The sequence below is a fragment of the Aquamicrobium terrae genome, assembly GCF_040545735.1.
GTDB lineage: Bacteria > Pseudomonadota > Alphaproteobacteria > Rhizobiales > Rhizobiaceae > Mesorhizobium > Mesorhizobium terrae_A.
The window spans coordinates 39,265-64,103 of record NZ_JBEPML010000007.1 but is presented as its reverse complement, the minus strand read 5'-3'; the positions used below and the strand labels follow the sequence as shown (position 1 = coordinate 64,103).

Here is a 24,839-nt window from a genome sequence, read left to right as displayed (position 1 = left end):
TCTTTCGCCGGCCACCATGATGCCCGATGCCGAACTGGTCGCCATCGCCGGCGAGCGGGCCGTCTGCGATATGCGCGGCGTCCTCTATTTTCCTGAAACGGACGTGCTGGCCGTATCGGATTTGCATCTGGAAAAGGGTTCTTCGCTGGCCCGGCGCGGGGCGCTGCTGCCGCCCTATGACACCATCGCCACGCTGGCGCGGCTGCAGGAGGCGCTCGATCTCTACCGGCCGCGTATCGTCGTCAGCCTCGGCGATTCCTTCCATGACGGCGAAGGGGCTGCACGCCTGCATCCCGCCTTCCGCGAGCGGCTGGAGGCGATGATGGCGGGGCGCGACTGGTTCTGGATCGCCGGCAACCACGATCCGGACGCGCCGGCGGATCTGCCGGGCGACACCGTGCGGGAGCTTGCCATCGGCGCGCTGCTGTTCCGGCACGAGCCGTCGCGAACCCCGGTCGAAGGCGAGATCGCCGGCCATCTGCACCCTTGCGCGCGCATCGTCCAGCGCGGCCGCTCGGTCAGGCGGCGCTGCTTCGCCAGCGACGGCGCGCGCATGGTGATGCCGGCCTTCGGAGCCTATACGGGCTCGCTCAACGTGCTCGACCGCGCCTATGCCGGCCTGTTCCGCCGCGACAGCCTGATGGCCTACATGATGGGCCGCGACCGCGTCTTCGCGATCGCCGGCTCCATGCTGCGACCCGGCTGAACGGCTGCCGAGTCATCCGGAAAAACGGCCCCTTGCCCGTTCATGGGGCAGCGCCCAGATTTGACCGGTGGATTTGAAGCGCTCGTCATCCCGGCCAAGGGAGCGTCAGCGACCGCGAGCCGGGATCCATGCCTGAACCCTGGACAGGCCACGGAATGGATCCCGAAGCGCTCCACCATCCGCTTCCGGATGAAATGCCTCAATCCCTGCGGAAGACGATGCTGCCCAGCCAGCCCACGGCCATGGCGAAGGCCACCGACAGCGCGCCGTAGAAGAGGCCGTGATTGTGGGCGAGGCGGAATACCGCCTGCTCGAAGCCGGCCTTGCGGATTTCGAGCTGGGCCGAGCTTTCCTTCACGAACATGCCGTTCTTGAACAGGAAGGCGCGCGCCTTGTGGGTGCCGACCGGCGCGTCGGGCGCCAGCCGCACCGTGGCGCGGAACAGGTTCTGCGACAGAAAGCGCACCCCGCCGACATTCTCGCTGTAGAGCCCGGCGGCGACCTTGCGGTTGCGCAGCGCCTTGGTGAATTCGGCAATGGTGAGCGGGTTGCCTTCGGGATCGGCCGGTTGCAGGTAGATGTTGTTGGTGCCGAGCGAAAGCTGGCGGTAGCTGACCGGCTCGGTGATGTCCTGGAACGGACGCGTGGTGGCGACCGAATAGGAAACCGGAACGTTCTCGAACTCCTCCGACTGGAGGTTGATCCACACGCCCAGCACCCGGTCCTTGCGGCGCACGACGATGCGCCGCGCCGGCCCCTCGAGCACCACGATCACATCGTAGCGCCCCTGCCGGGCCACTTCGGGATCGACATTTTCGAGCGCCCCGAAAATGGTGAGGTCCGCGCCCGAGAACCCGGCGGTGATCGAGATATGCTCGGTCGACAGCCCGATCTGGATGCCTTCGGGATTGGGATTCTGCGCCGCCGCCGGAATCGACATGGCGACCAGCGCCAGAAGCGGCAGCAGCAGGCACAGGACGGGCGTCGCGCGGACCGTCATCAGCCCAGCCCCGGAATGCTGAGCGAATAGACATTGTCCGGCCGGATGAAGAGATCGACGGCCAGGCGCAGCGCAACGGCCAGCACCAGAAGGGCCAGCAGCGCCCGCAATTGCTCGCCCCGCAGCTTCTGTCCCGCCTTGACGCCATACTGCGCTCCGGCCACGCCGCCCACCATCAACAGCATGGCCAGCACGATATCGACGGTGTAGTTCGTCGAGGCGTGCACCAGCGTCGTATAGGCCGAGGTGAAGATGATCTGGAACAGCGAGGTGCCGACGACGACATTGGTGGGCACACGCAGCAGATAGATCAGCGCCGGCACCATGATGAAGCCGCCGCCCACGCCCATGATCGACGACAGGAAGCCGATGATCGCGCCGATGACGAGCACGGGGATGACGCTGACGAACAATTTGGAGGTGCGGAACCGCATCTTCAGCGGCAGGCGGTGAATCCAGTTGTGCTGGCCGGGTTTCTTCAATCCCGTCGGCGCCCCGCCGCGCGAGGCCCGCAACGACCGCACGCTTTCCACCAGCATCAGCGCCCCGACGCTGCCCAGCAGCACGACGTAGAGCAGCGAGATGAACAGGTCGAGCTGGCCGAGGCTGCGCAACAGCGAGAACACATAGACGCCCGCCGTCGAACCCACGATACCGCCGGCCAGCAGCATGAAGCCGAGCTTGAAGTCCAGCGTGCCGCGCTTCATGTGCGACATGGCGCCGGAGAAGGACGAGCCGATGACCTGGTTGGCGCCGGTGGCGACGGCGATGGCAGGCGGGATGTTGTAGAAGATCAGCAGCGGCGTGATCAGGAAACCGCCACCCACCCCGAACAGACCCGAGAGGAACCCCACCGCCGCGCCCATGGCCAGCAGCACGAAGACATTGACGGAAATTTCCGCAATCGGGAGATAAATGCCCACCCGTCTATTCCAATCGACCGTCGTTTCCGGACCGCATCATAGCGCCGAAAAGCTAACCTGTTCTTGCACGGGAACCGCGGACGGACTTTCGTCCGCCGCAGCCTTGAAACCAGAACCATGTCAATCAGTTAACAGGCAAATATGTGGCAAGGCATCGTATAAACGACGCTGTCCACTTTTATTTGCGTTCTATTTGCGCGCCACAGCGAACCCAGCGCCCAGCGGCTCGCCGAAAGCGGGCGCAACTGTCCGCTTTGTGTGCCTGCGGCGAGGGATCATCTGCCTGCGCGCCTGCGGCGTCGCGGTTGCCGCTTTGCGCGCCTGCGGCGTCGCGGTTACCGCTTTGCGCGCCTGCGGCGTCGCGGGTTACCTACGCGCCAGAAGGGCCTCCACCAGCTTCTCGTCGACCTCACCGGTCGGCGACAGCCCGTTGTCGGTCTGGAAGGCGATGATGGCGTCCTTGGTCTTGCCGCCCATGACGCCGTCGACCGCGCCGGCCGAATAGCCGTTCTTGTTGAGGATGGCCTGGATGTTCTGCACCGCCTTCTTCATGTCGACGGAGGCAGTGGTGACGGGCTCATCCAGCCAAGCGTCGGGAATGGTGACGCCGTTGGCATCCATGTCGAGTTCCCTCGCCTGCCACAGCTCCGCCGTCTGGCGCGCCTTTTCGAGTTGCTCGGGACGCAGCACCTTGGCGATCTCGTCACGCTTGGTGGCGGCGTCCTTGTCCCCGGTTTTGGCAACCAGCGCGAACCACTTGTAGGAATCCTCGAGGTTCTGCGTCATGCCGACGCCCTTGGCGGCGAGGATGCCGAGATTGAACTGGCTGTCCTTGACGCCGAAATCGGCGGCGGCCTTGAACCAGCGCACCGCACCCTCGTTGTCGGCGGCGCCATCGGGACCCATGGCCAGCAGCACGGCGAGATTGTGCATGGCGCTGGCATTGCCCTGCCCGGCCGCCATCTCGTACCATCTCCTGGCCTTGTCGGTGTCACGTTCGACGCCGATGCCCTTTTCGTAGAAATTGCCGATGCGGTACTGCGCCGGCGCCAGGCCCTTATCGGCGGCGCTTTCATACCATTTGGCGGCGGCGGCCATGTCTTCCTGCACCCCGCGGCCCTCGGCATAGCGCGCGCCGATCTCAAACAGCGCCTTGGCGTCGCCCGATGCGGCGGCATCGCGCAAGGCCGGCGTGCCGAGATTGGCGGGCACGTCGATCGGCGTGGCGGCAACCGGCGGCACGGCACCGGTCGAGACGGTGTCTGTGGAAACGGGGTCGATGGAAACGGGATCCGGGGAAACGGGATCGGGGGAAACGGGATCGGTCGTAACCTCTTCGGTCCCGCTGGCCTGCGCTTCCGGCACGGCCTCTGCAGGCGTTCCGGCCACCGGAGCCGGCGTCGAAACAGCATCGGGAACCGGCGCGGCGGCCTGTTGCCGCATATCCGCCTCGGCAGCAGCCATCTCGTCTTCCGGACGCACCGGCTCGACCATGCGCGCCGCCTCCGCCTCACGCTCCGGCTGTTCGGGCGTCACGGTTTGCTCGACGACGGCCGGCGCCGTCTCGATGCGGGCGGCCTGCTGCTGGTCGGCCAGGAACGCCTTGCCGAACTGCAGGCCGGCCAGCGCCAGGATCACCGCGCCGACCGCCATCAGGATCGGCTTGCGGCGGGCCTTGAACAGCTCGCCGATGCGCAGTCCCTTGGTCTGGCCGCCCAGGCTCGACTGGCGCTTCAGCGTTTCGGCTTCGGCGGCCGCGGCCTGGGCCGCGCGGCGGGCGGCGGCGATGAAGTCGGACTTCGCCGTGTCGGCGGCCGGGCGGGCGGCGGACTGGCTGCGCTCGTCGCGTACCCGCTTCAGGATGGCGTTGAGATCGGGCGCGCCCGAACCGGGCTCGAGCGGGCGGTTGATCAGCGCCGGCTCCAGCGGTTCATCGAGGCCGATTTCGGCCGGTTCGGCAACCGCGACCGGCTCGGCCGGCCTGGCGGCGGCGGCATCCTTGCGGAAGGCGCGGGTGAGGTTGCCGAGCAGCGACGTCTTGCGCGCGGATTCCTGCCCGGCCGTTTCGCCGAGCGCGGCCTTCGCCGCCTCGGAGGCGGCCTGCGCCGGAGTGCGTATCTGCATTTCGCCGTCCATGGCATCGACCAGAAAGGTCTCGCCCTCGGCAGCCAGGGCGGCCGGCGCTTCCATGTCGAGGCTCGGCGCCCCGGTTACCGCGATCTTGGCCCCCGGCCGCGCGGCCATATCGGCCTCGGCGCCCGGAGCCTCCAGCGAGCCCAGACGCTCGACGATTTTCAGCAGCGTGTCGTGGATGGCCTCGAAGGTCCGGGCATTGCGGTCGTCGGAACGGCGCGTCAGCCCCTCCAGCGTCTTGAGGTCCTGCGCAAGGCCGGCGACGGCGACCTGCTCGATGCCGCCGGTGCCGCCCATGGACTGCACGGCCCGTTCGGCCGCCTCGCGCGCGGCCTCAACGATGGTTTCGCGCGTGCCGGCAAGCGACTGCTCGATCTGGCTCAGGCGCGGGCTGATGTCCTCGAATTCCGGCAGCGGCGTGCCCGGTTGCGCGAGATGCGCCGACAGCCCGGCCACCTGCGCCTCGAGGCTGCGGATCAATTGCTGGTCGAGGGCGCCGAAGCGCTCGGCGGAACCGTCGATCTGCCGGGAGATTTCGGCAAGGCGCACTTCCAGGCCCCGGATGGCTTCCTGTCCGGCCGGCTCGCGGCTTTCTATCTCGCGGGCCAGGGCGTCGAAGCGGGCGTCGATCGCCTCGATCACCTCCGCTCCGTCGAAGGCGGGCGCGATCTCGCGCCGGTCCAGCCTCTCGGCAACCTCGTCCAGCCGCCGCTCAAGGTCGCGGAAGATGATGTTGCCCTGCTCGACGGCATCGCTCTGCCGGCGATCCAGCGAAGCGGCGAACAGGTCGAAGCGCTGCTCCAGCCCTTCCATGAGATGGTCGAGGTCGGGCATGGCCGGCGCCTGGCCGAGCCGTTCGGCGATGATGGCGATCTGGTCGGCGAAGCGTTCCATCATGTCTTCGGGCAGGCGGCTTTCCGCGGCCAGTTCGTCGACCCGGCGCGACAGCATGTTCAGCCGCTCGATGATCTCCAGCGAGGGGCGGTCCTGCGCCACTTCCTCGATCTGCTCGGCCAGCGCGGCGATGCGGTTCTCGATCCGCTCCAGCGAGGCGGGGTCGAAACTGCTGGCCTGCGCCGCCACGGTCGAGGCGACGATGGCGCGCGAGATTTCATCCAGCCGCTCGTCGATCAGGCCGAGCGTGTCGGGAGCGGCCGACGGCTGGGTCATGAACTGGTCGACCGCCACGGCAAGCGTGTGCAGCTTCTCTTCCAGCGAGCCGAGCGACAGCGACTGCGGCAGCGTGTCGACCGCACGCGCGATCTCTTCCAGCCGCTGGCCGAGCACGGCAAAGCCGGCGTCGACGACACGATGGTCGGCGCCGGCCTCGAAACGGCCCTCGAAGGCCGTCCAGCGGCGGTCGAAATCCTCCCAGCGCCGATCGACGGCCCGCACGCTTTCCTCGCGCGCCAGCGTCTCGACCTGGGCCTTGAGCTGTTCCAGCTCCAGCCGAAGCAGATTGACGCTGCGATCGTCGTTCCTGTGGGCCAGTTCCCGAACGGATTCGGAAAGGCGCTCCAGTTCACGGCCGAAACGGACGCCGTCGCCGGCGCCGGCGCCGGACCGGCCGGCCTTGTCGATGTCGCGGCGCAGGACCTCGAATTCGCGATGCAGGTCGGCGGCCATCTGCTGGCGCAATTCGTCGCGCAGCTCCTGCAACTCGCCGGCAATCCTGCCGGCCTTGGCAAGCTCGTCCCCCTGGCCGCGAATGCGGTCCATGTCACGCGCCATCGCCTGATAGCCGGAAACGTGGAGCGGCGCGGAATGGCGCGCGCCCTGCTCGAAGCCGCCGCGGCGCGCGGTCCAGTCCCGTTCCTCGGCAAAGCCGTGCTCGGCGCCGCGCATCAGGCTGTCCGGGCGCGGGCGCTGGTCGGTGCGGCCGAGCTGCAAACGCTCTTCCAGAGCCGCAAGCGACTCGTTGATCTGTTCAAGGGTCGAGTTCGGCTTGCGCGGCCGGCCCGCATTCAGCGTGTCGAGATAGGACCTTCTGTTGCTCATCGCGACGCCCGTTTCCTCACAGCGCCGGCCCCGATGACCGGCTTCCCCTTCAATGCGGTCGGAACGGAAGGCTTCGTCCGGCGTTGTACCCGGCGCCTGCCGAAAACCGTGAAAACTTCGCTACTGGATAAGCACGGAGAACCGACAAGCGCACAATTCGCCGAACGTGGTAAACAAGGCGTTAACTGTGGTTAAGAAGTCGCAACCTGACGCCGGAAAACGTCCGTTCCGCCCGTCTCCGCCCACGATACTTGAACCGGAGGGCGTTTCCCGCTAATCACACCTTACGTAAACGTAATGGGCAGGGCCTCGAAACGCTTGCATATCGGCCTTGTCCGTCAGGCAACACCTCACGATCCGGAACCCCGAATGAAGACCGACAACCTGATGGCCGATCATGCGGCCGCCGCCACCGGCAAACCCCACGAGACCGAAGAGCTGACGCGCATCGGCGAAATGGCCAAGCTTTTCGGCGTCACCTTGCGCACGCTGCGCTTCTATGAGGACAAGGGCCTCATCAACCCGCAGCGCGACGGCAGCACGCGCCTCTATACCCATCGCGACAAGGCACGGCTGAAGCTCATCCTGCTCGGCCGCAAGGTCGGCTTCTCGCTGCGCGACGTGAAGCAGATGATGGATCTCTACGATCCCTCCGGCTCCAACGCCCGCCAGCTCAAGGTGGCGCTGGAGAAATCGGAGAAGCAGATGGCCCGCCTGCAAAAGCAGCGCGCCCTGCTCGACGAAGCCATCGCCGACCTCAGCCTTTCGATGGACGAGGCGCGCCGCATGCTGGCCGGGAACACGGCGCAGCAGAGCGCCGCCTGACCGACCTTCGGGCATGGCGCCTGCCCCTCGCCGCTTCGGGCGGGGGAGCCGATGGCCGGCCCCGTGCCGCATGCCAGAATAAGCATGCAGAGATAAAGATTTCTTTATATCCCGTTGTCGTTTTCGACGCGATCTGCTAGTCAGCGGGCAGCTTCGCGCCATCGGCCGCGTCCGCGGCACGGCAGCCCGCCGACAGATTCCACTGGAGTGCCATCATGACAGCTAACAAGGACTATGTGGTCGCCGACATCTCGCTTGCCGAGTGGGGCCGCAAGGAGATCGAGATCGCCGAGACGGAAATGCCGGGCCTGATGGCCTGCCGCGAGGAGTTCGGCAAGGCCCAGCCGCTGAAGGGAGCGCGCATCACCGGCTCGCTGCACATGACCATCCAGACCGCGGTGCTGATCGAGACGCTGAAGGCGCTGGGCGCCGAGCTGCGCTGGGCCTCCTGCAACATCTTCTCCACCCAGGACCATGCCGCCGCGGCGATTGCCGATGCCGGCATCCCGGTGTTCGCGGTCAAGGGCGAGACGCTGGAGGACTACTGGACCTACACCGACCGCATCTTCCAGTGGGCGGACGGCGAGCCTTCCAACATGATCCTCGACGACGGCGGCGACGCCACCATGTATATCCTGCTCGGCGCCCGCGCCGAGGCCGGCGAGGACGTGCTGTCCAACCCCGGCAGCGAGGAAGAGGAAATCCTCTTCGCCCAGATCAGGAAGCGCATGGCGGCGACGCCCGGCTTCTTCACGAAGCAGCGCGAGGCGATCCGCGGCGTCACCGAGGAGACGACCACCGGCGTCAACCGCCTCTACCAGCTCCAGAAGAAAGGCCTGCTGCCCTTCCCGGCCATCAACGTCAACGACTCGGTCACCAAGTCCAAGTTCGACAACAAATATGGCTGCAAGGAATCGCTGGTCGACGGCATCCGCCGCGGCACCGACGTGATGATGGCCGGCAAGGTCGCCGTGGTCTGCGGCTATGGCGACGTCGGCAAGGGTTCGGCCGCCTCGCTGGCCGGCGCCGGCGCGCGCGTCAAGGTCACCGAGGTGGATCCGATCTGCGCCCTGCAGGCGGCGATGGACGGCTATGAGGTCGTCACGCTGGAAGACGCGGCGCCGACCGCCGACATCGTCATCACCACCACCGGCAACAAGGACGTCATCCGTCTCGACCATATGCGGGCCATGAAGGACATGGTGATCGTCGGCAATATCGGCCACTTCGACAACGAGATCCAGGTGGCGGCGCTGCGCAACCTGAAATGGACCAACGTCAAGCCGCAGGTCGACATGATCTCCTTCCCGGACGGCAAGCGCCTGATCCTTCTGTCGGAAGGCCGCCTGCTCAATCTCGGCAACGCCACCGGCCATCCGAGCTTCGTCATGTCGGCGTCCTTCACCAATCAGGTGCTGGCCCAGATCGAGCTGTTCACCAAGGGCGGCGAGTACAAGAACGAGGTCTACGTGCTGCCCAAGCATCTCGACGAGAAGGTGGCGCGGCTGCATCTCGACAAGCTCGGCGCCAGGCTGACCACGCTCTCGGACGAACAGGCCTCCTATATCGGCGTGACGCCGCAGGGACCGTTCAAGCCGGAACACTACCGCTATTAACCAAGCTTGGAAATACTACCACATATAGGGCCGGGCGGTTGACTTTCCGTCCGGCCCTATTTTTGCGGGCCGGCCTGCTTCACGCAGATTCGGCGAGGCGGTATTGTGAGGTGATTCGCGACGCTTCAGCCGGTCATGGGTTCGGGTCCAAAGGGGTGGGCTGGTGGCCGGGTTTTCCGGCTGAGCGTCCTTGCAGACGGCGGCGGAGAGGATCACGACATGCCGGGGGAAAACCCGCTTCGAGCGGGAAAGGCCGTTTCCGGCGGCCATAGCGATTCCAGCGGCGGGATTGTCCCGTCCTTCGGTTGGCGCACGCCGGCCGGGCGGCGGCTTGGCTGGCTGCTGGCCTCCTCGGCGCTTGCCCTCCCCCTCTCCACCCTGAACGCCGCGGCACAGACGGCGGCGCGGGCCGCCCTGCCCATCGGCACCTCCGAGGTCATCCAGCTCGCCCTGTCGGTCGGCGTCATGGGCGCTGCCCTGATTTCGGCGATCGTGCTCATCCGCGAACGCCAGCGCACGGCGGCCGAGAATGTGCAGCTTCGCGCCCGCATCGCCGACGTCAACGCCGCCCTCCAGCGCTCGGAAGCGATCCTCAACCTGCGCGACCAGCGCGTCATCGTCTGGGCCGGAGACAACCAGAAGCCCGAGCTGATCGGCGCCCTGCCGCTCACCACGGGCGCACCGGAGGAGCGGGCCGCTTTCCTCGCCTTCGGACGCTGGCTGGCGCCCCGCTCCGCCGCCGCGCTGGAGCGCGGCATGGCGGCGCTGCGCGAGAAGGGCACGTCCTTCGACCTCATCGCCGAGACCCATGCCGGCGCGCCGCTCGAGGTCCAGGGCCGGAAAGGGGCGACGCATACGCTGGTGCGCTTCCTGTCGCTGTCGGACACCCAGCGGGCCCATGCCCGCCTCAAGCTGGAGAACGAGCGGCTGGCCGCCGACCATGAAACCATTGTCGGCCTGCTCGACGCCCTGAACATGCCGGTGTGGCTGCGCAGCGAGGACGGCCGCCTGAAATGGATCAACCGCGCCTATGCCGATGCCGTCGAGGCGCCGACGGGCGAGGACGCGATCCGCGAGGGCAAGGAATTCCTCGGCGACCGGGCGCGTTCGGCGATCGCCGAGCAGCATCGCAGCCATCCGGTGTTCGCGCAGACGCTTTCCACCGTCATCGAAGGTGACCGCCGCCAGTTCGCCGTGACCGACTACAACGGGGCGAAGGGCTCGGCCGGACTGGCCTGCGACGTCAGCGCGGTGGAAGCCGTGCGCGAGGAATATGAACGCGCCGCGCGCAGCCATGCCGACACGCTCGACCAGCTCAACACGGCTGTGGCGATCTTCGACACCGAACAGAAGCTGCGCTTCTTCAACCAGGCGTTCCAGAAATTGTGGATGCTGGACATCCCCTTCCTCAACAGCGCGCCCGACAACGCCCTGCTGCTCGACAGGCTGCGCAGCGAAGGCAAGATCGCCGAGCAGCCGGAATGGCGGCGCTGGAAGGAGAACCTGCTCGGCGCCTATCGCGCCGTCGAGACGCAGGAGCACTGGTGGCACCTGCCGGACGGCAAGACGATCCGCGTCGTCGCCAATCCGCAGCCCAAGGGCGGCGTCACCTGGCTGTTCGAGAACCTGACCGAGAAGATCGATCTCGAAAGCCGCTACCAGACCGCCGTGCGCGTGCAGGGCGAGACGCTCGACAACCTGGCCGAGGGCGTGGCAGTGTTCGGGCCCGACGGCCGCCTGCGCCTCTCCAATCCCGCCTTCGCCGCGCTGTGGGAACTGGACCACGCCATCGTCCAGCCGAACGTGCATGTCGCCTCGATCCGGGCGGTCTGCGACAGCCGCGCCACGGACAGCCCATGGGGCGGCTTCGTTGCCGCCATCACCGGCTTCGACGAGGAGCGGCGCAACTGGCACGGGCTGGTCGAGCTGAATTCCGGCAGCGTGCTGCGTTATGCCGTCATCCACCTGCCCAACGGCCAGGTGATGACCACCTTCGTCGACGTGACCGACAGCGTCAATGTCGAGCGGGCGCTGAAGGAGAAGAACGAGGCGCTGCTGAAGTCCGACCAGATCAAGAACGACTTCGTGCAGCACGTCTCCTACGAGCTGCGCTCGCCGCTCACCAACATCATCGGCTTCACCGAACTGCTGTCGCTGCCGGCCACCGGGCCGCTGTCGCCGCGCCAGCGCGAATATGTGGAGCATATCGGTTCGTCGTCATCGGTGCTGCTCACCATCGTCAACGATATCCTCGACCTCGCCACGGTCGACGCCGGCATCATGCAGCTCGAGATCACCGAGGTCGACGTCGGCAACGCCATCGCGGCCGCCGCCGAGCTGGTTTCCGAGCGCCTGCAGGAACACGCCATCAAGCTGGAGGTCGATGCGTCGGCCGCACCCAGGAGCTTCAATGGCGACGAGGTGCGCATCCGCCAGATCCTCTACAATTTGCTGACCAATGCCGCGAACTACGCGCCGGAAGGCAGCGCAGTGCGGCTGACATGCCGGCAGTTGGCCGACAGCGTCGAGTTCGCCGTGCATGACGACGGGCCCGGCATGCCGCCCGACGTGCTCGACCTCGTGTTCCACCGCTTCGAATCGCGGGTCAATGGCGGGCGTCGGCGCGGCGCGGGCCTCGGCCTGTCGATCGTCAAGAGCTTCGTGGAGCTGCATGGCGGCACTGTGCGCATCGAAACCGGCGCCGGCCGGGGCACCACCGTCGTCTGCACCTTCCCCGACACTCCGGCGGGCGTGCGCCAGGCCGCGGAGTAGGCCGGTTCATGGAAGCCTCCGCTTTCGAGGTGGTGCTTGAGGACGAGGCCGCGACACGGCGCTTCGGCGAAGACCTCGCCATGGCTGTGCGGCCGGGCGACGTACTGGCCCTGCAAGGCGACCTTGGCGCCGGAAAATCCACGCTGGCGCGCGCCCTGATCCGCGCCCTTGCCGACGATGAAGCGCTGGAAGTGCCAAGCCCCACCTTCACTCTGGTGCAGAGCTACGAGACGCGATTTCCGGTCCATCACTTCGACCTCTATCGCCTCGGCGCGGAAGACGAACTGGACGAACTCGGCTTCGAGGAAGCAATCGCCGAAGGCGTGGCGCTGGTGGAATGGCCCGAACGCGCCGGCAGCCGCCTGCCCGGCACAGCCCTTTCGGTCGAGCTTGTCCACGAAGGCGAAGGCCGGCGCGCGCGCATTTCCGGCAGCGGCGAGGCGCTGGCGCGGGTCGGGCGGTCGCTCGCCATGCGCGCCTTTCTCGCAAGCGCTGGCTGGGGCAACGCCCAGCGCCGCCATCTCACGGGCGACGCCTCGGCCCGCTCCTACGAAACGGTGCGGCTGGAGGGCGAGCCCAAGCGCATCGTGATGAACTCGCCGCCGCTGGTGATGGGCCCGCCGGTGCGCGACGGCAAGCCCTATGCCGAGATCGCCCATACCTCGAAGACCATTTCCGCTTTCGTCGCCATCGACCGGGCATTGCGCGAAGCCGGCATCTGCGCCCCGGAAATTTACGCGCAGGACCTCGACAACGGCTTCCTGCTCATCGAGCATCTGGGCAGCACCGGCGTGCTGGACGATGCGCGCAATCCGATACGGGAGCGCTATCTCGCGGCCGCCGAACTGCTGGCCGACATGCACGGCCGGCAATGGCCTTCCCGCATCGAGGCCGCGCCCGGCGTGATCCACGAGGTGCCGCCCTTCGACCGCGAAGCCATGCTGATCGAGGTCGACCTGCTGGTCGACTGGTATGTGCCGGCCGTGACCGGCCAGCCGGCCGATGACAGCCTGCGCGCCCGCTACCGGCAGGAGTGGAACGATACGCTCGACCGCATCGACGATTTTGAACCCACGCTGATGCAGCGCGACTATCATTCGCCGAACCTGATCTGGCGGGCGGAACGCAGCGGGCATGACCGGCTGGGCGTCATCGATTTTCAGGACGCGCTGATCGGCCCCACCGCCTACGACCTCGCCTCGCTCGCCATGGATGCCCGCGCCACCGTGCCGCGCGATGTCGAGCAGGCGACCGTGGACGCCTATCTCGCCGCCCGGCGCGCCGCCGGCCCCTTCGACGAAGCTGCTTTCCTCGAAGCCTACGCCCTGATGGCGGCGCAACGAAACTCCAAGATCCTCGGCATTTTCGTGCGCCTGCACCGCCGCGACGGCAAGCCCGGCTATCTCAAGCACCTGCCCCGCATCCGCGACTATCTGCGCCGCGCGCTCGCCCATCCGGCGCTGGCTTCCCTGCGCGCCTTCTATGAAGAACAGGGCTTTCTGGAGGAGCGCGAACTGTGACGGGTCCGACAAATGCGATGGTGCTCGCCGCCGGGCTCGGCACGCGCATGCGCCCGATCACCGACACGCTGCCGAAGCCGCTGGTGGAGATCGCCGGCCGCACCCTGCTCGACAGGGGACTGGATGCGCTGGCCGATGCCGGTGTGGAAAAGGCAGTGGTGAATGTGCACCATCTCGGCCATATGATCGCGGCGCACGTCGCAGGACGCACCAGCCCGCGCATCGTCATTTCCGACGAAAGCGACAGGCTGCTCGATTCCGCCGGCGGCATCGTCAAGGCGCTGCCGGAACTGGAACCCGACCCGTTCTACATCCTCAATGCCGATACCTTCTGGATCGAGCGCGGCACGCCCGAGCTTGAGCGTCTGGCCGCGACGTGGGACGATGGGCGCATGGACATATTGCTCATGCTCGCCGATCCGGCGAACGTCACCGGTCACAGCGGCAGCACCGATTTCCTGCTCGGTGAAGACGGCCGTCTTGTCCGCGCCAAGGGCGACCCCGCAGGCCTGATCTATGGCGGCGCGGGCATCATCCATCCGCGTATCTTCGCCGACGCGGAAGCGGAGCCGCATTCGCTCAACCTCTATTTCGACCGCACTATTACCGCCGGCCGCCTGTTCGGCATGGCGATGAACGGCCACTGGATCACGGTCGGCACGCCGGATGCCATCGCACCGGCCGAAGCGGCCATCCGGAAATTCCCGGCCGGGGCGGCATGAGAAGCGCGCCACGCGTCTTCTCGATCCCGCCCGGAGCGCCTTTCCTGCCGACACTGGCCGAGGCGCTGCTTTCGGGCACGCTGGTTCCCGATTTCCGCTTCGACGGCGACCCGCTGGCGCTGGCCGACGTCACCATCTATGTGCCGACGCGGCGCGCGGCGCGCGCGCTGCGCACCGAGTTCATGGAGCTGATGGGCGGGCGGGCCGCCATCCTGCCCACGGTGCGACCGCTCGGCGAGTTCGACGAGGACGAGGCGCTGTTCGAGACCGATGCGCCGGAAAGCGCGGCCGCGCTCGACCTTGCCCCGCCCATCGCCTCGACGGAAAGGCTGCTGCTGCTCGCCGTTCTGGTGCGAGCGTGGAAGCAGCGGCTGCCGGCCGAAGTCGCGGCGCGCTTCGCGGAAGAAATCATGGTGCCGGCCTCGGCCGCCGATGCCATCTGGCTGGCGCGGGACCTGGCCGAACTGATGGACGAGGTGGAGACGGAAGGCTCCGACTGGGCGAAGCTTGCCGATCTCGTCACCGGCAACCTTGCCGGCTGGTGGCAGGTGACGCTGGATTTCCTCGGCATCGCCAGCCAGCACTGGCCGCTCATCCTTGCCGAGCGCGACCGTTCCAACCCCGCCGCCCATCGCAGCGCGCTGATCCGCTCCGAGGCCGAACGCCTGCTGCGCAACCCACCCGCCGGCCCGGTCATCGCCGCCGGCTCGACCGGCTCGATCCCCGCCACTGCTGAACTGCTCAAGGTGATTTCCCGCCTGCCCAACGGCGCGGTGGTGCTGCCGGGCTTCGATGCTGCGCTCGACGCGGCCTCGCTGGTCGCCATCTCCGCCCCGGAGGCGCGGCCGGCGTTGCTCGGCCATCCGCAATACGGCCTCGTCAAGCTGGCGGGCAAGATCGGCGTCGCCCGCGACGAGATCGCGCCGCTCGGCGCGCCCGTGCCGGCGCTTGATCTCCGCAACCGGATCGTCAGCGAGGCACTGCGCCCGGCCGACACGACGGAGCTGTGGCCGCAGACGCGCGGACGCTTCAGCGACAGCGACATGGCGGCCGCGCTCGAAGGCGTGACCGTGCTGGAAGCGCCGAACGAGCGCGACGAGGCCACCGCGATTGCCGTGGCACTGCGCCATGCCGTGAGCGTTCCCGGCAAGCGCGCCGCGCTGGTCACAGGCGACCGGGCGCTGGCCCGGCGCGTCTCTGCCGAACTGCTGCGCTTCGGCATCACGGCCGACGATTCCGGCGGCACGCCGCTCGCCAACACGCCGCCCGCCGCCCTGCTGCGCCTTGCGGTACAGGCCGCCTTCCGCCCCGGCGATCCGCTGCCGCTGCTGGCGCTGGTCAAGCACCCGCTGCTTTCGCTGGGGCTGGAGCGCGCGCCCGTGCGCCAGGCGGCCGAACTGATCGAGCTTGCCGCCTTGCGCGGCGGCACAGGGCGCCCTGACATCGCCACCTTGGCCGACCTGTTCGAGCGGCGTCTGGCCGATCCCGGCGACGGCGGGCGCGAGCCGTTCTGGTTCACGCGCTTTCCAGCGCGGCGCATCGCGGAGGCGATCGCCATCGTCCAGCGGCTTGTCGAGGCGCTCGGCCCGCTGCTCGAACTGCGCGGACGCTCCGATCTCGGTGTGCCCCAGTTCGCAGAGGCGAGCACGAAGGCGCTGGAAGCGCTGGGCCGCCATGCCGACGGCAGCGTCACCGCCCTTTATGCCGGCGATGCCGGCCAGAAGCTGGCGCAGGTGCTGCGCGATCTGGTGGCGGCGCAATCGCCCTTCGCCTTCGGCGCGGACGAATGGCCGGACGTGCTCGACGCTCTGCTCGCCCCCGAAACGGTAAAGCCGCGGCAGGGCACCGACCGCACTATTGCCATATGGGGCGCGCTGGAGGCGCGGCTCCAGCATGTCGACACGCTGGTGGTCGGCGGCCTCAACGAAGGGGTGTGGCCGCGCAAGCCGGAGAGCGACCGTTTCATGTCGCGGATGATGAAGGGCGGGCTCGACCTCGAGCCGCCGGAGCGGCGAATCGGCCTTGCCGCCCATGATTTCCAGATGGCGATGGGCGCGCCAAAGGTGATGCTGGCGCGGGCGTTGCGCTCGGGCGACGCGCCGGCCGTGCCATCACGCTGGCTGCAACGTCTGCTCACCTTCACGGGCAAGGACCATGCCGCCGTCATGCGCCGGCGCGGCGAGCAACTGCTTTCATGGGCGCGCACGCTGGATGAAGCGCCGCGCGTGGATTTCGCCCCGCGCCCCTGCCCCGTGCCGCCCGTGGACGTGCGCCCGAAGCATTTCTCAGTCACGGAAATCGAGACGTTGCGGCGCGATCCCTACGCCGTCTATGCGCGCCGCATCCTCGGCCTTCATGCGCTCGATCCGGTGATCCGCGATCCGGGCGCGGCCGAGCGCGGCACGCTGTTCCACGCCATCCTGCACCGCTTTTCTACTGAGGCTGATCCTGCCGCTCCGGATGCACTCGAAAAGCTGGTGCAGGCCGGCCGCGACTGTTTCGCCGAAGCCGAACTGCCCCAGGATGTCGAGGCGGTGTGGTGGCCGCGTTTCGAGACGATGGCGGCGAACGTCATCGCATGGGAGCGTGACCGCTTCGACGTGCTCTCGCGCCATGCCGAGGCGCGGGCGGAAAAGACGGTTGTCGGCGGCACCGGCGTCACGCTGTCCGGCTATGCCGACCGTGTTGATCTTCTCACCGGCAACATGGCCGACATTCTCGACTACAAGACGGGTTCCTCGCCCTCCAAGGTGCAGGCGCACACGCTGCTTGCACCGCAACTCGCCCTGGAAGCCGCACTGCTGAGGCGTGGCAGCTTCCGCGATCTGGGTAGCCGCGAGCCGGCGGACCTCGCCTTCATCCGCCTGCGCGCCAATGGCGAGGTGGAACAGGAATCCATCCTCAGGCACGGCAAGGCGACCCGCTCCGGCACGGAGCTTGGCGAGGATGCGTGGGCGCGGCTGGAAAAGCTGCTCTACCATTACGCCAATCCGGCCACCGGCTATCTGTCGCGCGCTCTGCCCTTCCGCGAGGGCGAGACGGATGGCGATTACGACCATCTGGCGCGCGTGCTGGAATGGTCGGCCGGCGGCGACGGTGCCGGCGAAGGGGGAGAGGAATGAAATATCCGATCCCCACCGACACGGCACTTGCACAGGCGCGCGCCTCCGATCCGGCCAATTCGGCATGGGTGTCGGCCAATGCCGGCTCGGGCAAGACGCATGTGCTGGCCCAGCGCGTCATCCGCCTTCTGCTGCGCGGCACCGAGCCGTCGAAAATCCTGTGCCTGACCTATACGCGCGCGGCGGCGGCCAACATGTCGAACCGCGTCTTTTCCACGCTGTCGGAATGGACGGCGCTGGACGAAGCCGAGCTTGCGAAGCGCATCGAGACCATGGATGGGCGGCGGCCTGACGCCGAGACCTTGCAGCGGGCGCGTCGCCTGTTCGCCGAGGCGCTGGAGACGCCGGGCGGGCTGAAGATCCAGACCATCCACGCCTTTTGCGAGGCGGTGCTGCACCAGTTCCCGCTGGAGGCGAACATCGTCGCCCATTTCCAGATGGTCGACACGCAGATGGAGCGGGCGCTGGTCGCCGCCGCGCGCCGCGACATGATCGCCGGCGCGGTGGGCGGGGCCGGCACGGAACTGACCGAGGCCTTCGCCACCGTGCTTGCGCGCGGCGGCGAAACCGGGCTCGACGCGCTGCTTTCCGAGATCGTGGGAAAGCGCGAGGCGCTGCGCGAGTTTCTGGGCAAGATCGGCGGGACGGCGACCGGATTCGAACCGCTTTTCGAGGAATTCGGCTTCGATTCGACAGACAGCGAGGCCGGTATCGCCGAGGCGGCCTGGCCGCTGCCCAGCTTCGAGGCCGGCTATCTCGCCGCACTGGATACCGCCGCGACAAAGCTCGGCGCCAACCGGGCCCGCACATCGCTGGTGGACGAGGCGCTGGCGGCCTTCGCGGAAAAAGACCCGGTGCGCCGGCTTGGCGGCCTGCAAAAATCCTTCCTCAGCGGCAAGGGCGAAGCCTACAAGCCGGACTGGCTGTTTTCCAAGGCGCTGATCGCCGCCATGCCGGATCTGCCTGAACGCTACCTCGCCGCCACCGAGGCCATCGCCGCCGCCTGCGACCGGCTGGCGCTCTACCGCATGGTGAAGGGCACGACCTCGGCGCTCACCGTCGCCGACTGGCTGATCCGCCGCTACGAGGAGCTGAAGCGGGCGCGCGGGCTGCTCGACTTCAACGACCTCATCACCCGCACCGTCAACCTGCTCAGGCGCCCCGATGCCGGCGCGTGGGTGCAATACAAGCTCGATCAGGGCATCGACCACATCCTGCTCGATGAGGCGCAGGACACCAGCCCCGAGCAATGGGACGTGGTGAAGAAGCTGGCCGAGGAGTTCTTCTCCGGCGAGAGCGCGCGCGACAATATCCTGCGCACCATCTTCGCAGTGGGCGACGAAAAGCAGTCCATCTACTCCTTCCAGGGGGCCGCGCCGGACTCCTTCGCCGAAAGCAAGGTCGAGTTCGCCGGCCGCGTGCGCGCCGCCAGCCGCGAATTCGCCGACCTCAAGCTCACCTTCTCCTTCCGCTCCAGCGAGGATGTGCTGCGCGCGGTGGACCGTGTGTTTGCCGACGCGGAGGTGCGGCGCGGCATCAGCCACGATCCCGACCCGCTCGACCACAAGGCGATCCGCAACGACGCGCCCGGCTATGTGGAAGTCTGGCCGACGCTGGGCGCGGATCAGGTGGACGAACCGGACGACTGGACGCTGCCGGTCAACCACGCCAGCGCACCGGCCGTACGGGTGGCCGAGCATGTCGCCGCCACCATCAAGAACTGGCTGGACAGCGGCGAAATCCTCGAAGGCAAGGGACGGCCGCTGCGCGCCGGCGACGTGCTGGTGCTGGTGCGCAAGCGCGACCGGTTCATCCACGCCCTGTCGAAGAGCCTGAAGGAAAAGGGCGTGCCGGTGGCCGGCGCGGATCGCCTCAGCCTGCCCGGCCACATCGCGGTGAAGGACCTTGCCGCGCTCGGCCGCTTCCTCGTCCAGCCGCAGGACGATCTTTCGCTCGCCGCCGTGCTGCGCTCGCCGATCTTCGACCTGCCCGAGGAACGCCTGTTCGACCTCGCGGCGGAGCGCGAGCGCAGCCAGCCGCTGATCCAGTCGCTGCGCCGCCACGCCGCAGCGGACGCGCAACTGGCCGGCATCGCCGAAACGCTCGAACGCTGGGCGAGCGAGGCCGCCTTCAAGCCGGTATTCGAGTTCTATGCCACCCTCCTGGCACGCGACGGCGTACGCCGGAAGATGATCGCGCGGCTCGGGCCGGAAGCCGGCGACATACTGGACGAGTTCCTGAACTTCTGCCTCGCCGAGGAGCGCACCGGCCTGCCCGGCCTCGATTCCTTCCTCTCCACGCTGGAAAATGCCGGACCCGAGGTGAAGCGGGAAATGGACCAGACCCGCGACGAGGTGCGCATCATGACGGTGCACGCCTCCAAGGGCCTCGAAGCGCCGGTGGTGTTCCTTGTCGACGGCGGCACGCGCGCCTTCAGCGACCAGCACCTGCCGCGCCTGATGCCGTTCGAAAGCTCCGGCCGGCACTGGCGCGGCCGCGGCTATCTGTGGCGCTCCGATGCCGAAGTGGCCAATGCCGTCTCGCGCGGGGCGGCGGAAAAGGCCCGCGAACTCGCCGACGACGAATATCGCCGCCTGCTCTATGTCGCCATGACGCGCGCCGAGGACCGGCTGATCGTCGCCGGCTATCACGGCAAGCGCGAACCCGGCGACAGGACCTGGCACCGGATCGTCAGCCGCGCGCTGGCGGCCGCGCCGGAAACGCGGGAACTCGTGCACCCCGTCAGCGGCGAGACAGTGCATCGCTTCCACGCCACCGGCCTGCCGCCCCTGACACAGGCCCAAACCGATACGGAACGCACCGACACCAGCTTCGCGCCACTGCCCGCCATGCTGTTCGACTCGCTGGCGGACGACGAAGAGCTGCCACGCCCGCTCTCGCCCTCCGGCGCCTCGGCGCTGATCGAGGAGGACGGCATCGAGCCGGTGCCCGATCTGCGCTCCCCCGTTCTGGAGGCGGACGACGAAGAACCCTCGCTGGCCATCCAGCGGGGCCTGGCCGCCCACAAGCTGTTGCAGATGCTGCCGGGCATGGTCCCCGAACAACGCCGGACGGCAGCCGGCCTCTATCTGGCGCGAGCCTGCGCCGGCTGGAGCGAGGGCGAGCGCGAACGCCTGCTCTCCGCCGTGACGGCGGTGCTGGACGACGCCCGCTTCGCGCCAATCTTCGCGGCAGGCTCGCGCGCCGAAGTGGCGCTCATGGGCAGCCTGAAGGTGAAGGGAAAGAAACGTTCGGTCTCGGGCAAGATCGACCGGCTGGCGGTGACGCCTGACAGGATCCTGATCGTCGACTACAAGACCAACCGTCCCCCGCCGGCCACGCTCGAGCGGGTGCCTGAGGCCTACATCCTCCAGCTCGCGCTCTACCGCGAACTGCTGGCGCCGCTCTATACGGGGCGCGAGATCGCGGCGGCCCTGCTGTTCACCGAAGCCCCGCTCCTGATCGAGCTGCCGGCGGAAGTGATGGACGCCGCCCTTGCCCGACTCACCCTATCGTGACACAAGACCTGCTTGAATTGGGCCGGCCCCACCGCCACATATTGTAGACTTGAACAACCGAAAGGACTTTCGCATGGCTACCGTCAAGGTCGACAAGGACAACTTCCAGGCCGACGTGCTCGACGCCAAGGAACCGGTCGTGGTGGATTTCTGGGCGGAATGGTGCGGCCCCTGCAAGATGATCGGCCCGTCGCTGGAAGAGATTTCCAACGAGCTCGGCGGCAAGGTCAAGATCGCGAAGCTGAACATCGACGAGAACCCGGAGCTGGCCGCCCAGTTCGGCGTGCGCTCCATCCCCACGCTGATGATCTTCAAGGACGGACAGGTGGCCGATACCAAGGTGGGCGCAGCGCCCAAGACCGCCCTGTCGCACTGGATCAACGGCGCCGTCGCCTGATCGGCAAGCAAGATTCCCAGACAAAAGCCCGGCCACCGCGCCGGGCTTTTCCTATTGGACGGCGCCTTCACGCTTGCCGGTCAGCTCATATGCGCGTTTCATGTGCTTTCACCGGACAGGAGCAGCAAGCATGACGGAACCGGCCAAATCCACGGTATTCATCGACAATGAGCGTGTGATCGTCACGGAATGGCGTTTCTCACCCGGCGCCAGCACCGGATGGCATCGCCATGGCCACGACTACGTCATCGTCCCGCTTATGGACGGGAAGCTGAAGCTGGTCACCGGTGACGGCGAAAGCACGGCCGAGATGAAGAAGGGCGTGCCCTATTTCCGCAGCGAGGGCGTCGAGCACGATGTGATCAACGCCAGCGAGGGCGAATACGCCTTCCTGGAGATCGAGCTGAAATAGCCGGTCCCGACTTCAGGTGGGCGGGGTGCCGTTCTCGGCCAGCACCGCACCGGCCAGGTAGAGCGAGCCGCCGATGAGGATGCGCGGTGGCACGTCGGCATCCTGCCAGGTGTCGCGCAGCAGCATCAGCGCGTTGGCGACCGAGCTGACCGGCTCGGCGGAGAGGCCGGCGGCCTCGGCCCGCACCGCCAGCTCATCGTTGCCGACGCCGGCATCGCTGAAAGCGACCGGCACGGTGTAGACGTGCTTCACCAGTCCCTTGAACGCCTTGAAATAGCCGCTCTGGTCCTTGGTGTTGATCATGCCAGCGATCAAAAACAGCGGCCGCGGGTCCCTTTGCTCCTGCTCGGCCAGCGCCTCGGCGATGACGATGCCGGCACCGGGGTTGTGGCCGCCGTCGAGCCAGATCTCCGCACCGGGCGGCGCAAGCTCGATCAGCTTTCCGTGCGGCAGCTTCTGCATACGCCCCGGCCAGGCCGCCGTCGCCATGGCGCGGTCGATGGCCAGTTCGCGCGGTTCGAAGCCGGCCGCCTTGACGGCGGCGATGGCCGCCGCCGCATTGGCGATCTGGTGGCGGCCGGACAGGCGCGGCAGCGACAGGTCCAGCAAGCCGTGCTGGTCCTGATAGACCATGCGGCCGTGCTCCTCGAAGGCGAGGAAATCCTGGCTGTAGACATGGGTCGGGCAGCCGAGCCGGTCGGCGGTATCGACCAGCACCTCCAGCGCCGCCTCGTAGGGCTGCGATCCAATCACCACCGGGCAACCCTGCTTGATGATGCCGGCCTTCTCGGCGGCGATCAGCTCGACCCGGTCGCCGAGATAGGCCTCATGGTCCAGCGAAACCGGCATGATCACCGATGCGGCCGGCTTGGCGATGACATTGGTGGCGTCGAAACGCCCGCCAAGGCCGACTTCCATGACCACGACATCGGCCGGATGCTCGGCAAACAGCACGAAGCCGACAGCGGTGAGGATTTCGAAGACGGTGATCTTTTCCCCGCCATTGGCCTTGGCCACGCGCGAGACGGCCTCCGCCAGCGTCGCATCGTCGACCAGCCGGCCACCGCCATCGGCGGCGAGACGGTAGCGCTCGTGCCAGTTGACCAGATGCGGCGAGGTGTGGGTGTGGACCAGCAGGCCCTGCGCCTCCAGTATGGCGCGGGTGAAGGCGGCGCAGGAGCCCTTGCCGTTGGTGCCGGCGATATGGATCACCGGCGGCATATGATCCTGCGGGTTGCCGAGCCGGTCCAGCAGGCGCGACACGCGCTCCAGCGAAAGGTCGAAACCTTTCGGATGCAGCGTCATCAGATGTTCGATTTCGCGGTCGGCGGTGAGCGTGGTCATGCTGGCTGCGCTATCAGGCCTGCGGCCGGGCTTCGGGGGCGGCGTCAACAGGTGGCGGCAGGATTTCAACCTCCACTTCCTCCTCCTTCGCCTCCGGCACCTTGAGCAGGAGCTTGAGCAGGTTGGCGACCGTCTTCTTCATCTCGAGGCGCGAGACGACCATGTCCACCATGCCGTGCTCCATCAGATATTCGGCGCGCTGGAAGCCCTCGGGCAGCTTCTCGCGGATGGTCTGCTCGATGACGCGCGGCCCGGCGAAGCCGATCAGCGCGCCGGGCTCGGCGATGTGCACGTCGCCCAGCATGGCATAGGAGGCGGTAACGCCGCCGGTGGTCGGGTTGGTCAGCACCACGATATAGGGCAGCCCCGCCTCCTTGAGGCGATCGACCGCCACGGTGGTGCGGGCAAGCTGCATCAGCGACAGGATGCCTTCCTGCATGCGCGCGCCGCCCGAGGCGGCGAACAGCACCAGCGGCTGGCGGCGCTGGCGCGCCGTGTCGAAGGCACGGATGATCGCTTCGCCGGCGGCAAGGCCGAGCGAACCGCCCATGAAGGTGAAGTCCTGCACGGTGACGACGACGGGCAGGCCGTCGATCTCGCCGGTCGCGTTGACGATGGCATCGTCCATGCCGGTCTTGGCGCGGGCGTCCTTGAGGCGGTCCACATAGCGCTTCTCGTCGCGGAACTTCAGCGGGTCCTGCACCACCTTGGGGTTCTCCAGGACCTCGTACTTGCCGCCGTCAAAGAAGAACCGCAGCCGCTCCCTGGCGGCGATCTTCATGTGATAGCCGGAGGACGGGATGACGAACTGGTTCTCTTCCAGATCCTTGTGGAAGACCATCTCGCCCGTCTCCGGATCCTTGATCCAGAGGTTCTCGGGCATCTCGCGCCGGCCGAGCATCGAATTGATCTTCGGACGGACGTAGTTGGTGATCCAGTTCATCGTTCGGCTCCTGACCGCGACTTGATTCGGTTTGGGTTAGGCCAACTATTCGGCGGCAGCAAGGCGGGCCTGGCGCACGCCCTGCGCCAGTCCGGACACCAGCGTCGCCACCGCTTCGGCCGGGTCGGCGGTGCGCTTGCCGTCGGGACCCAGCACATTGGCGACCGCATTGACGATGGCCGTGCCGACCACCACGCCATCGGCCGAGGCGCCGATGGTGCGGGCCTGCTCCGCCGTCTTGACGCCGAAGCCGACACAGACCGGCAGGTCCGTATGCTGCTTGATGCGCCGCACCGCCTCGGCCACCTTGCCGGTATCGGCCAGCGCCGAGCCGGTGATACCGGTCATCGATACATAATAGACGAAGCCCGAGGTGTTCTGCAGCACCTTGGGCAGGCGCCTGTCGTCGGTGGTCGGCGTGGCGAGGCGGATGAAGTTGACGCCTGCCTTGAGCGCCGGCACACACAATTCCTCGTCCATTTCCGGCGGCAGGTCGACGACGATCAGGCCGTCGATGCCGGAAGCCTTCGCGTCGGTGAGGAAGCGCTCGACACCATAAATATAGATGGGATTGTAGTAGCCCATCAGCACGATCGGCGTCTCGTCGTCGGTCTTGCGGAAATCGGCCGCCATCTGCAACGTGCGGGCGAGCGTCTGGCCGCCCTTCAGCGCGCGCAGGCCGGCCGCCTGGATGGCCGGACCGTCGGCCATCGGGTCGGAGAACGGCATGCCGAGTTCGATGACGTCGGCGCCGGAGCGGCCAAGCGCCTGCATGATCGACAGCGAGGTGTCATAGTCCGGGTCACCGCCCATGAAATAGGTGACGAGCGCCGGGCGGCCCTCGGCCTTCAGCTTGGCCATGCGGCGGTCGATGCGGGTGTCGGTCAT

General features: G+C 67.5%; 16 protein-coding genes. 10 read left to right on the top strand and 6 right to left on the bottom strand.

All coding sequences use genetic code 11. The features are described 5' to 3' along the window. The first annotated feature begins 16 nt into the window (after positions 1-16). The gene (pdeM, locus tag ABID37_RS11720) at positions 17-706 is read left to right on the top strand and encodes a ligase-associated DNA damage response endonuclease PdeM (protein ID WP_354195169.1); all 690 of its coding nucleotides are present in this window, start codon (positions 17-19) and stop codon (positions 704-706) included. 199 nt (positions 707-905) lie between these two features. Here the strand turns inward: pdeM and ABID37_RS11715 are convergent, their stop codons facing one another. The 3 genes from ABID37_RS11715 to ABID37_RS11705 all read right to left on the bottom strand — a co-directional run bounded on the left by ABID37_RS11715 (position 906) and on the right by ABID37_RS11705 (position 6,760). Continuing rightward, positions 906-1,706 carry a TIGR02186 family protein gene (locus tag ABID37_RS11715; protein WP_354194866.1) on the bottom strand — a complete coding sequence of 267 codons (801 nt, stop codon included), beginning with the start codon at positions 1,704-1,706 and terminating at the stop codon, positions 906-908. Beyond that, entirely contained in the window at positions 1,706-2,629 is a 924-nt protein-coding gene (locus tag ABID37_RS11710; RefSeq protein ID WP_354194864.1) for a sulfite exporter TauE/SafE family protein, read from the bottom strand. The genes ABID37_RS11715 and ABID37_RS11710 overlap by 1 nt, the downstream gene beginning before the upstream one ends. A 366-nt stretch (positions 2,630-2,995) precedes the next feature. Then, the gene (locus ABID37_RS11705; RefSeq protein ID WP_354194862.1) at positions 2,996-6,760 is read right to left on the bottom strand and encodes a peptidoglycan-binding protein; all 3,765 of its coding nucleotides are present in this window, start codon (positions 6,758-6,760) and stop codon (positions 2,996-2,998) included. 387 nt (positions 6,761-7,147) lie between these two features. On the opposite strand from ABID37_RS11705, the gene ABID37_RS11700 reads away from it, so the two are divergent. The 9 genes from ABID37_RS11700 to ABID37_RS11660 all read left to right on the top strand — a co-directional run bounded on the left by ABID37_RS11700 (position 7,148) and on the right by ABID37_RS11660 (position 21,664). Further along, complete coding sequence (locus ABID37_RS11700; protein ID WP_354195167.1) at positions 7,148-7,585, top strand: MerR family transcriptional regulator; 438 nt, start codon at positions 7,148-7,150, stop codon at positions 7,583-7,585. Positions 7,586-7,800: 215 nt separating this feature from the next. After that, positions 7,801-9,201 carry an adenosylhomocysteinase gene (gene ahcY, locus ABID37_RS11695; RefSeq protein ID WP_354194860.1) on the top strand — a complete coding sequence of 467 codons (1,401 nt, stop codon included), beginning with the start codon at positions 7,801-7,803 and terminating at the stop codon, positions 9,199-9,201. Between the two features lie 219 nt (positions 9,202-9,420). Further along, positions 9,421-11,973 (top strand): sensor histidine kinase, encoded by a 2,553-nt coding sequence (locus ABID37_RS11690; protein WP_354194858.1) that lies wholly within the window; start codon positions 9,421-9,423, stop codon positions 11,971-11,973. An 8-nt stretch (positions 11,974-11,981) separates the two neighbouring features. Continuing rightward, complete coding sequence (tsaE, locus tag ABID37_RS11685; RefSeq protein WP_354194856.1) at positions 11,982-13,493, top strand: tRNA (adenosine(37)-N6)-threonylcarbamoyltransferase complex ATPase subunit type 1 TsaE; 1,512 nt, start codon at positions 11,982-11,984, stop codon at positions 13,491-13,493. A gap of 17 nt (positions 13,494-13,510) precedes the next feature. Continuing rightward, positions 13,511-14,215: a nucleotidyltransferase family protein gene (locus ABID37_RS11680; RefSeq protein WP_354195165.1), complete on the top strand. Its 705-nt coding sequence runs from the start codon at positions 13,511-13,513 to the stop codon at positions 14,213-14,215. Beyond that, the gene (gene addB / locus ABID37_RS11675) at positions 14,212-17,337 is read left to right on the top strand and encodes a double-strand break repair protein AddB (RefSeq protein ID WP_354194855.1); all 3,126 of its coding nucleotides are present in this window, start codon (positions 14,212-14,214) and stop codon (positions 17,335-17,337) included. Before ABID37_RS11680 ends, addB begins: the two co-directional genes overlap by 4 nt. Continuing rightward, complete coding sequence (gene addA, locus ABID37_RS11670) at positions 17,334-20,855, top strand: double-strand break repair helicase AddA (RefSeq protein ID WP_354194854.1); 3,522 nt, start codon at positions 17,334-17,336, stop codon at positions 20,853-20,855. Before addB ends, addA begins: the two co-directional genes overlap by 4 nt. A 73-nt stretch (positions 20,856-20,928) precedes the next feature. Beyond that, positions 20,929-21,252 (top strand): thioredoxin, encoded by a 324-nt coding sequence (gene trxA / locus ABID37_RS11665; RefSeq protein ID WP_354194853.1) that lies wholly within the window; start codon positions 20,929-20,931, stop codon positions 21,250-21,252. Between the two features lie 130 nt (positions 21,253-21,382). After that, the gene (locus ABID37_RS11660) at positions 21,383-21,664 is read left to right on the top strand and encodes a cupin domain-containing protein (RefSeq protein WP_354194852.1); all 282 of its coding nucleotides are present in this window, start codon (positions 21,383-21,385) and stop codon (positions 21,662-21,664) included. A 12-nt stretch (positions 21,665-21,676) separates the two neighbouring features. On the opposite strand, the gene ABID37_RS11655 is transcribed toward ABID37_RS11660, so the two are convergent. From ABID37_RS11655 to trpA, 3 genes are read right to left on the bottom strand one after another with little or no spacing between them, the layout of a single operon-like run. Further along, on the bottom strand, positions 21,677-23,008 hold the full coding sequence (locus tag ABID37_RS11655; RefSeq protein WP_354194851.1) for a bifunctional folylpolyglutamate synthase/dihydrofolate synthase: 1,332 nt from the start codon (positions 23,006-23,008) through the stop codon (positions 21,677-21,679). Positions 23,009-23,021: 13 nt separating this feature from the next. Beyond that, positions 23,022-23,951 (bottom strand): acetyl-CoA carboxylase, carboxyltransferase subunit beta, encoded by a 930-nt coding sequence (accD, locus tag ABID37_RS11650; protein ID WP_354194850.1) that lies wholly within the window; start codon positions 23,949-23,951, stop codon positions 23,022-23,024. 45 nt (positions 23,952-23,996) lie between these two features. After that, positions 23,997-24,839 (bottom strand): tryptophan synthase subunit alpha, encoded by an 843-nt coding sequence (trpA, locus tag ABID37_RS11645; RefSeq protein WP_354194849.1) that lies wholly within the window; start codon positions 24,837-24,839, stop codon positions 23,997-23,999.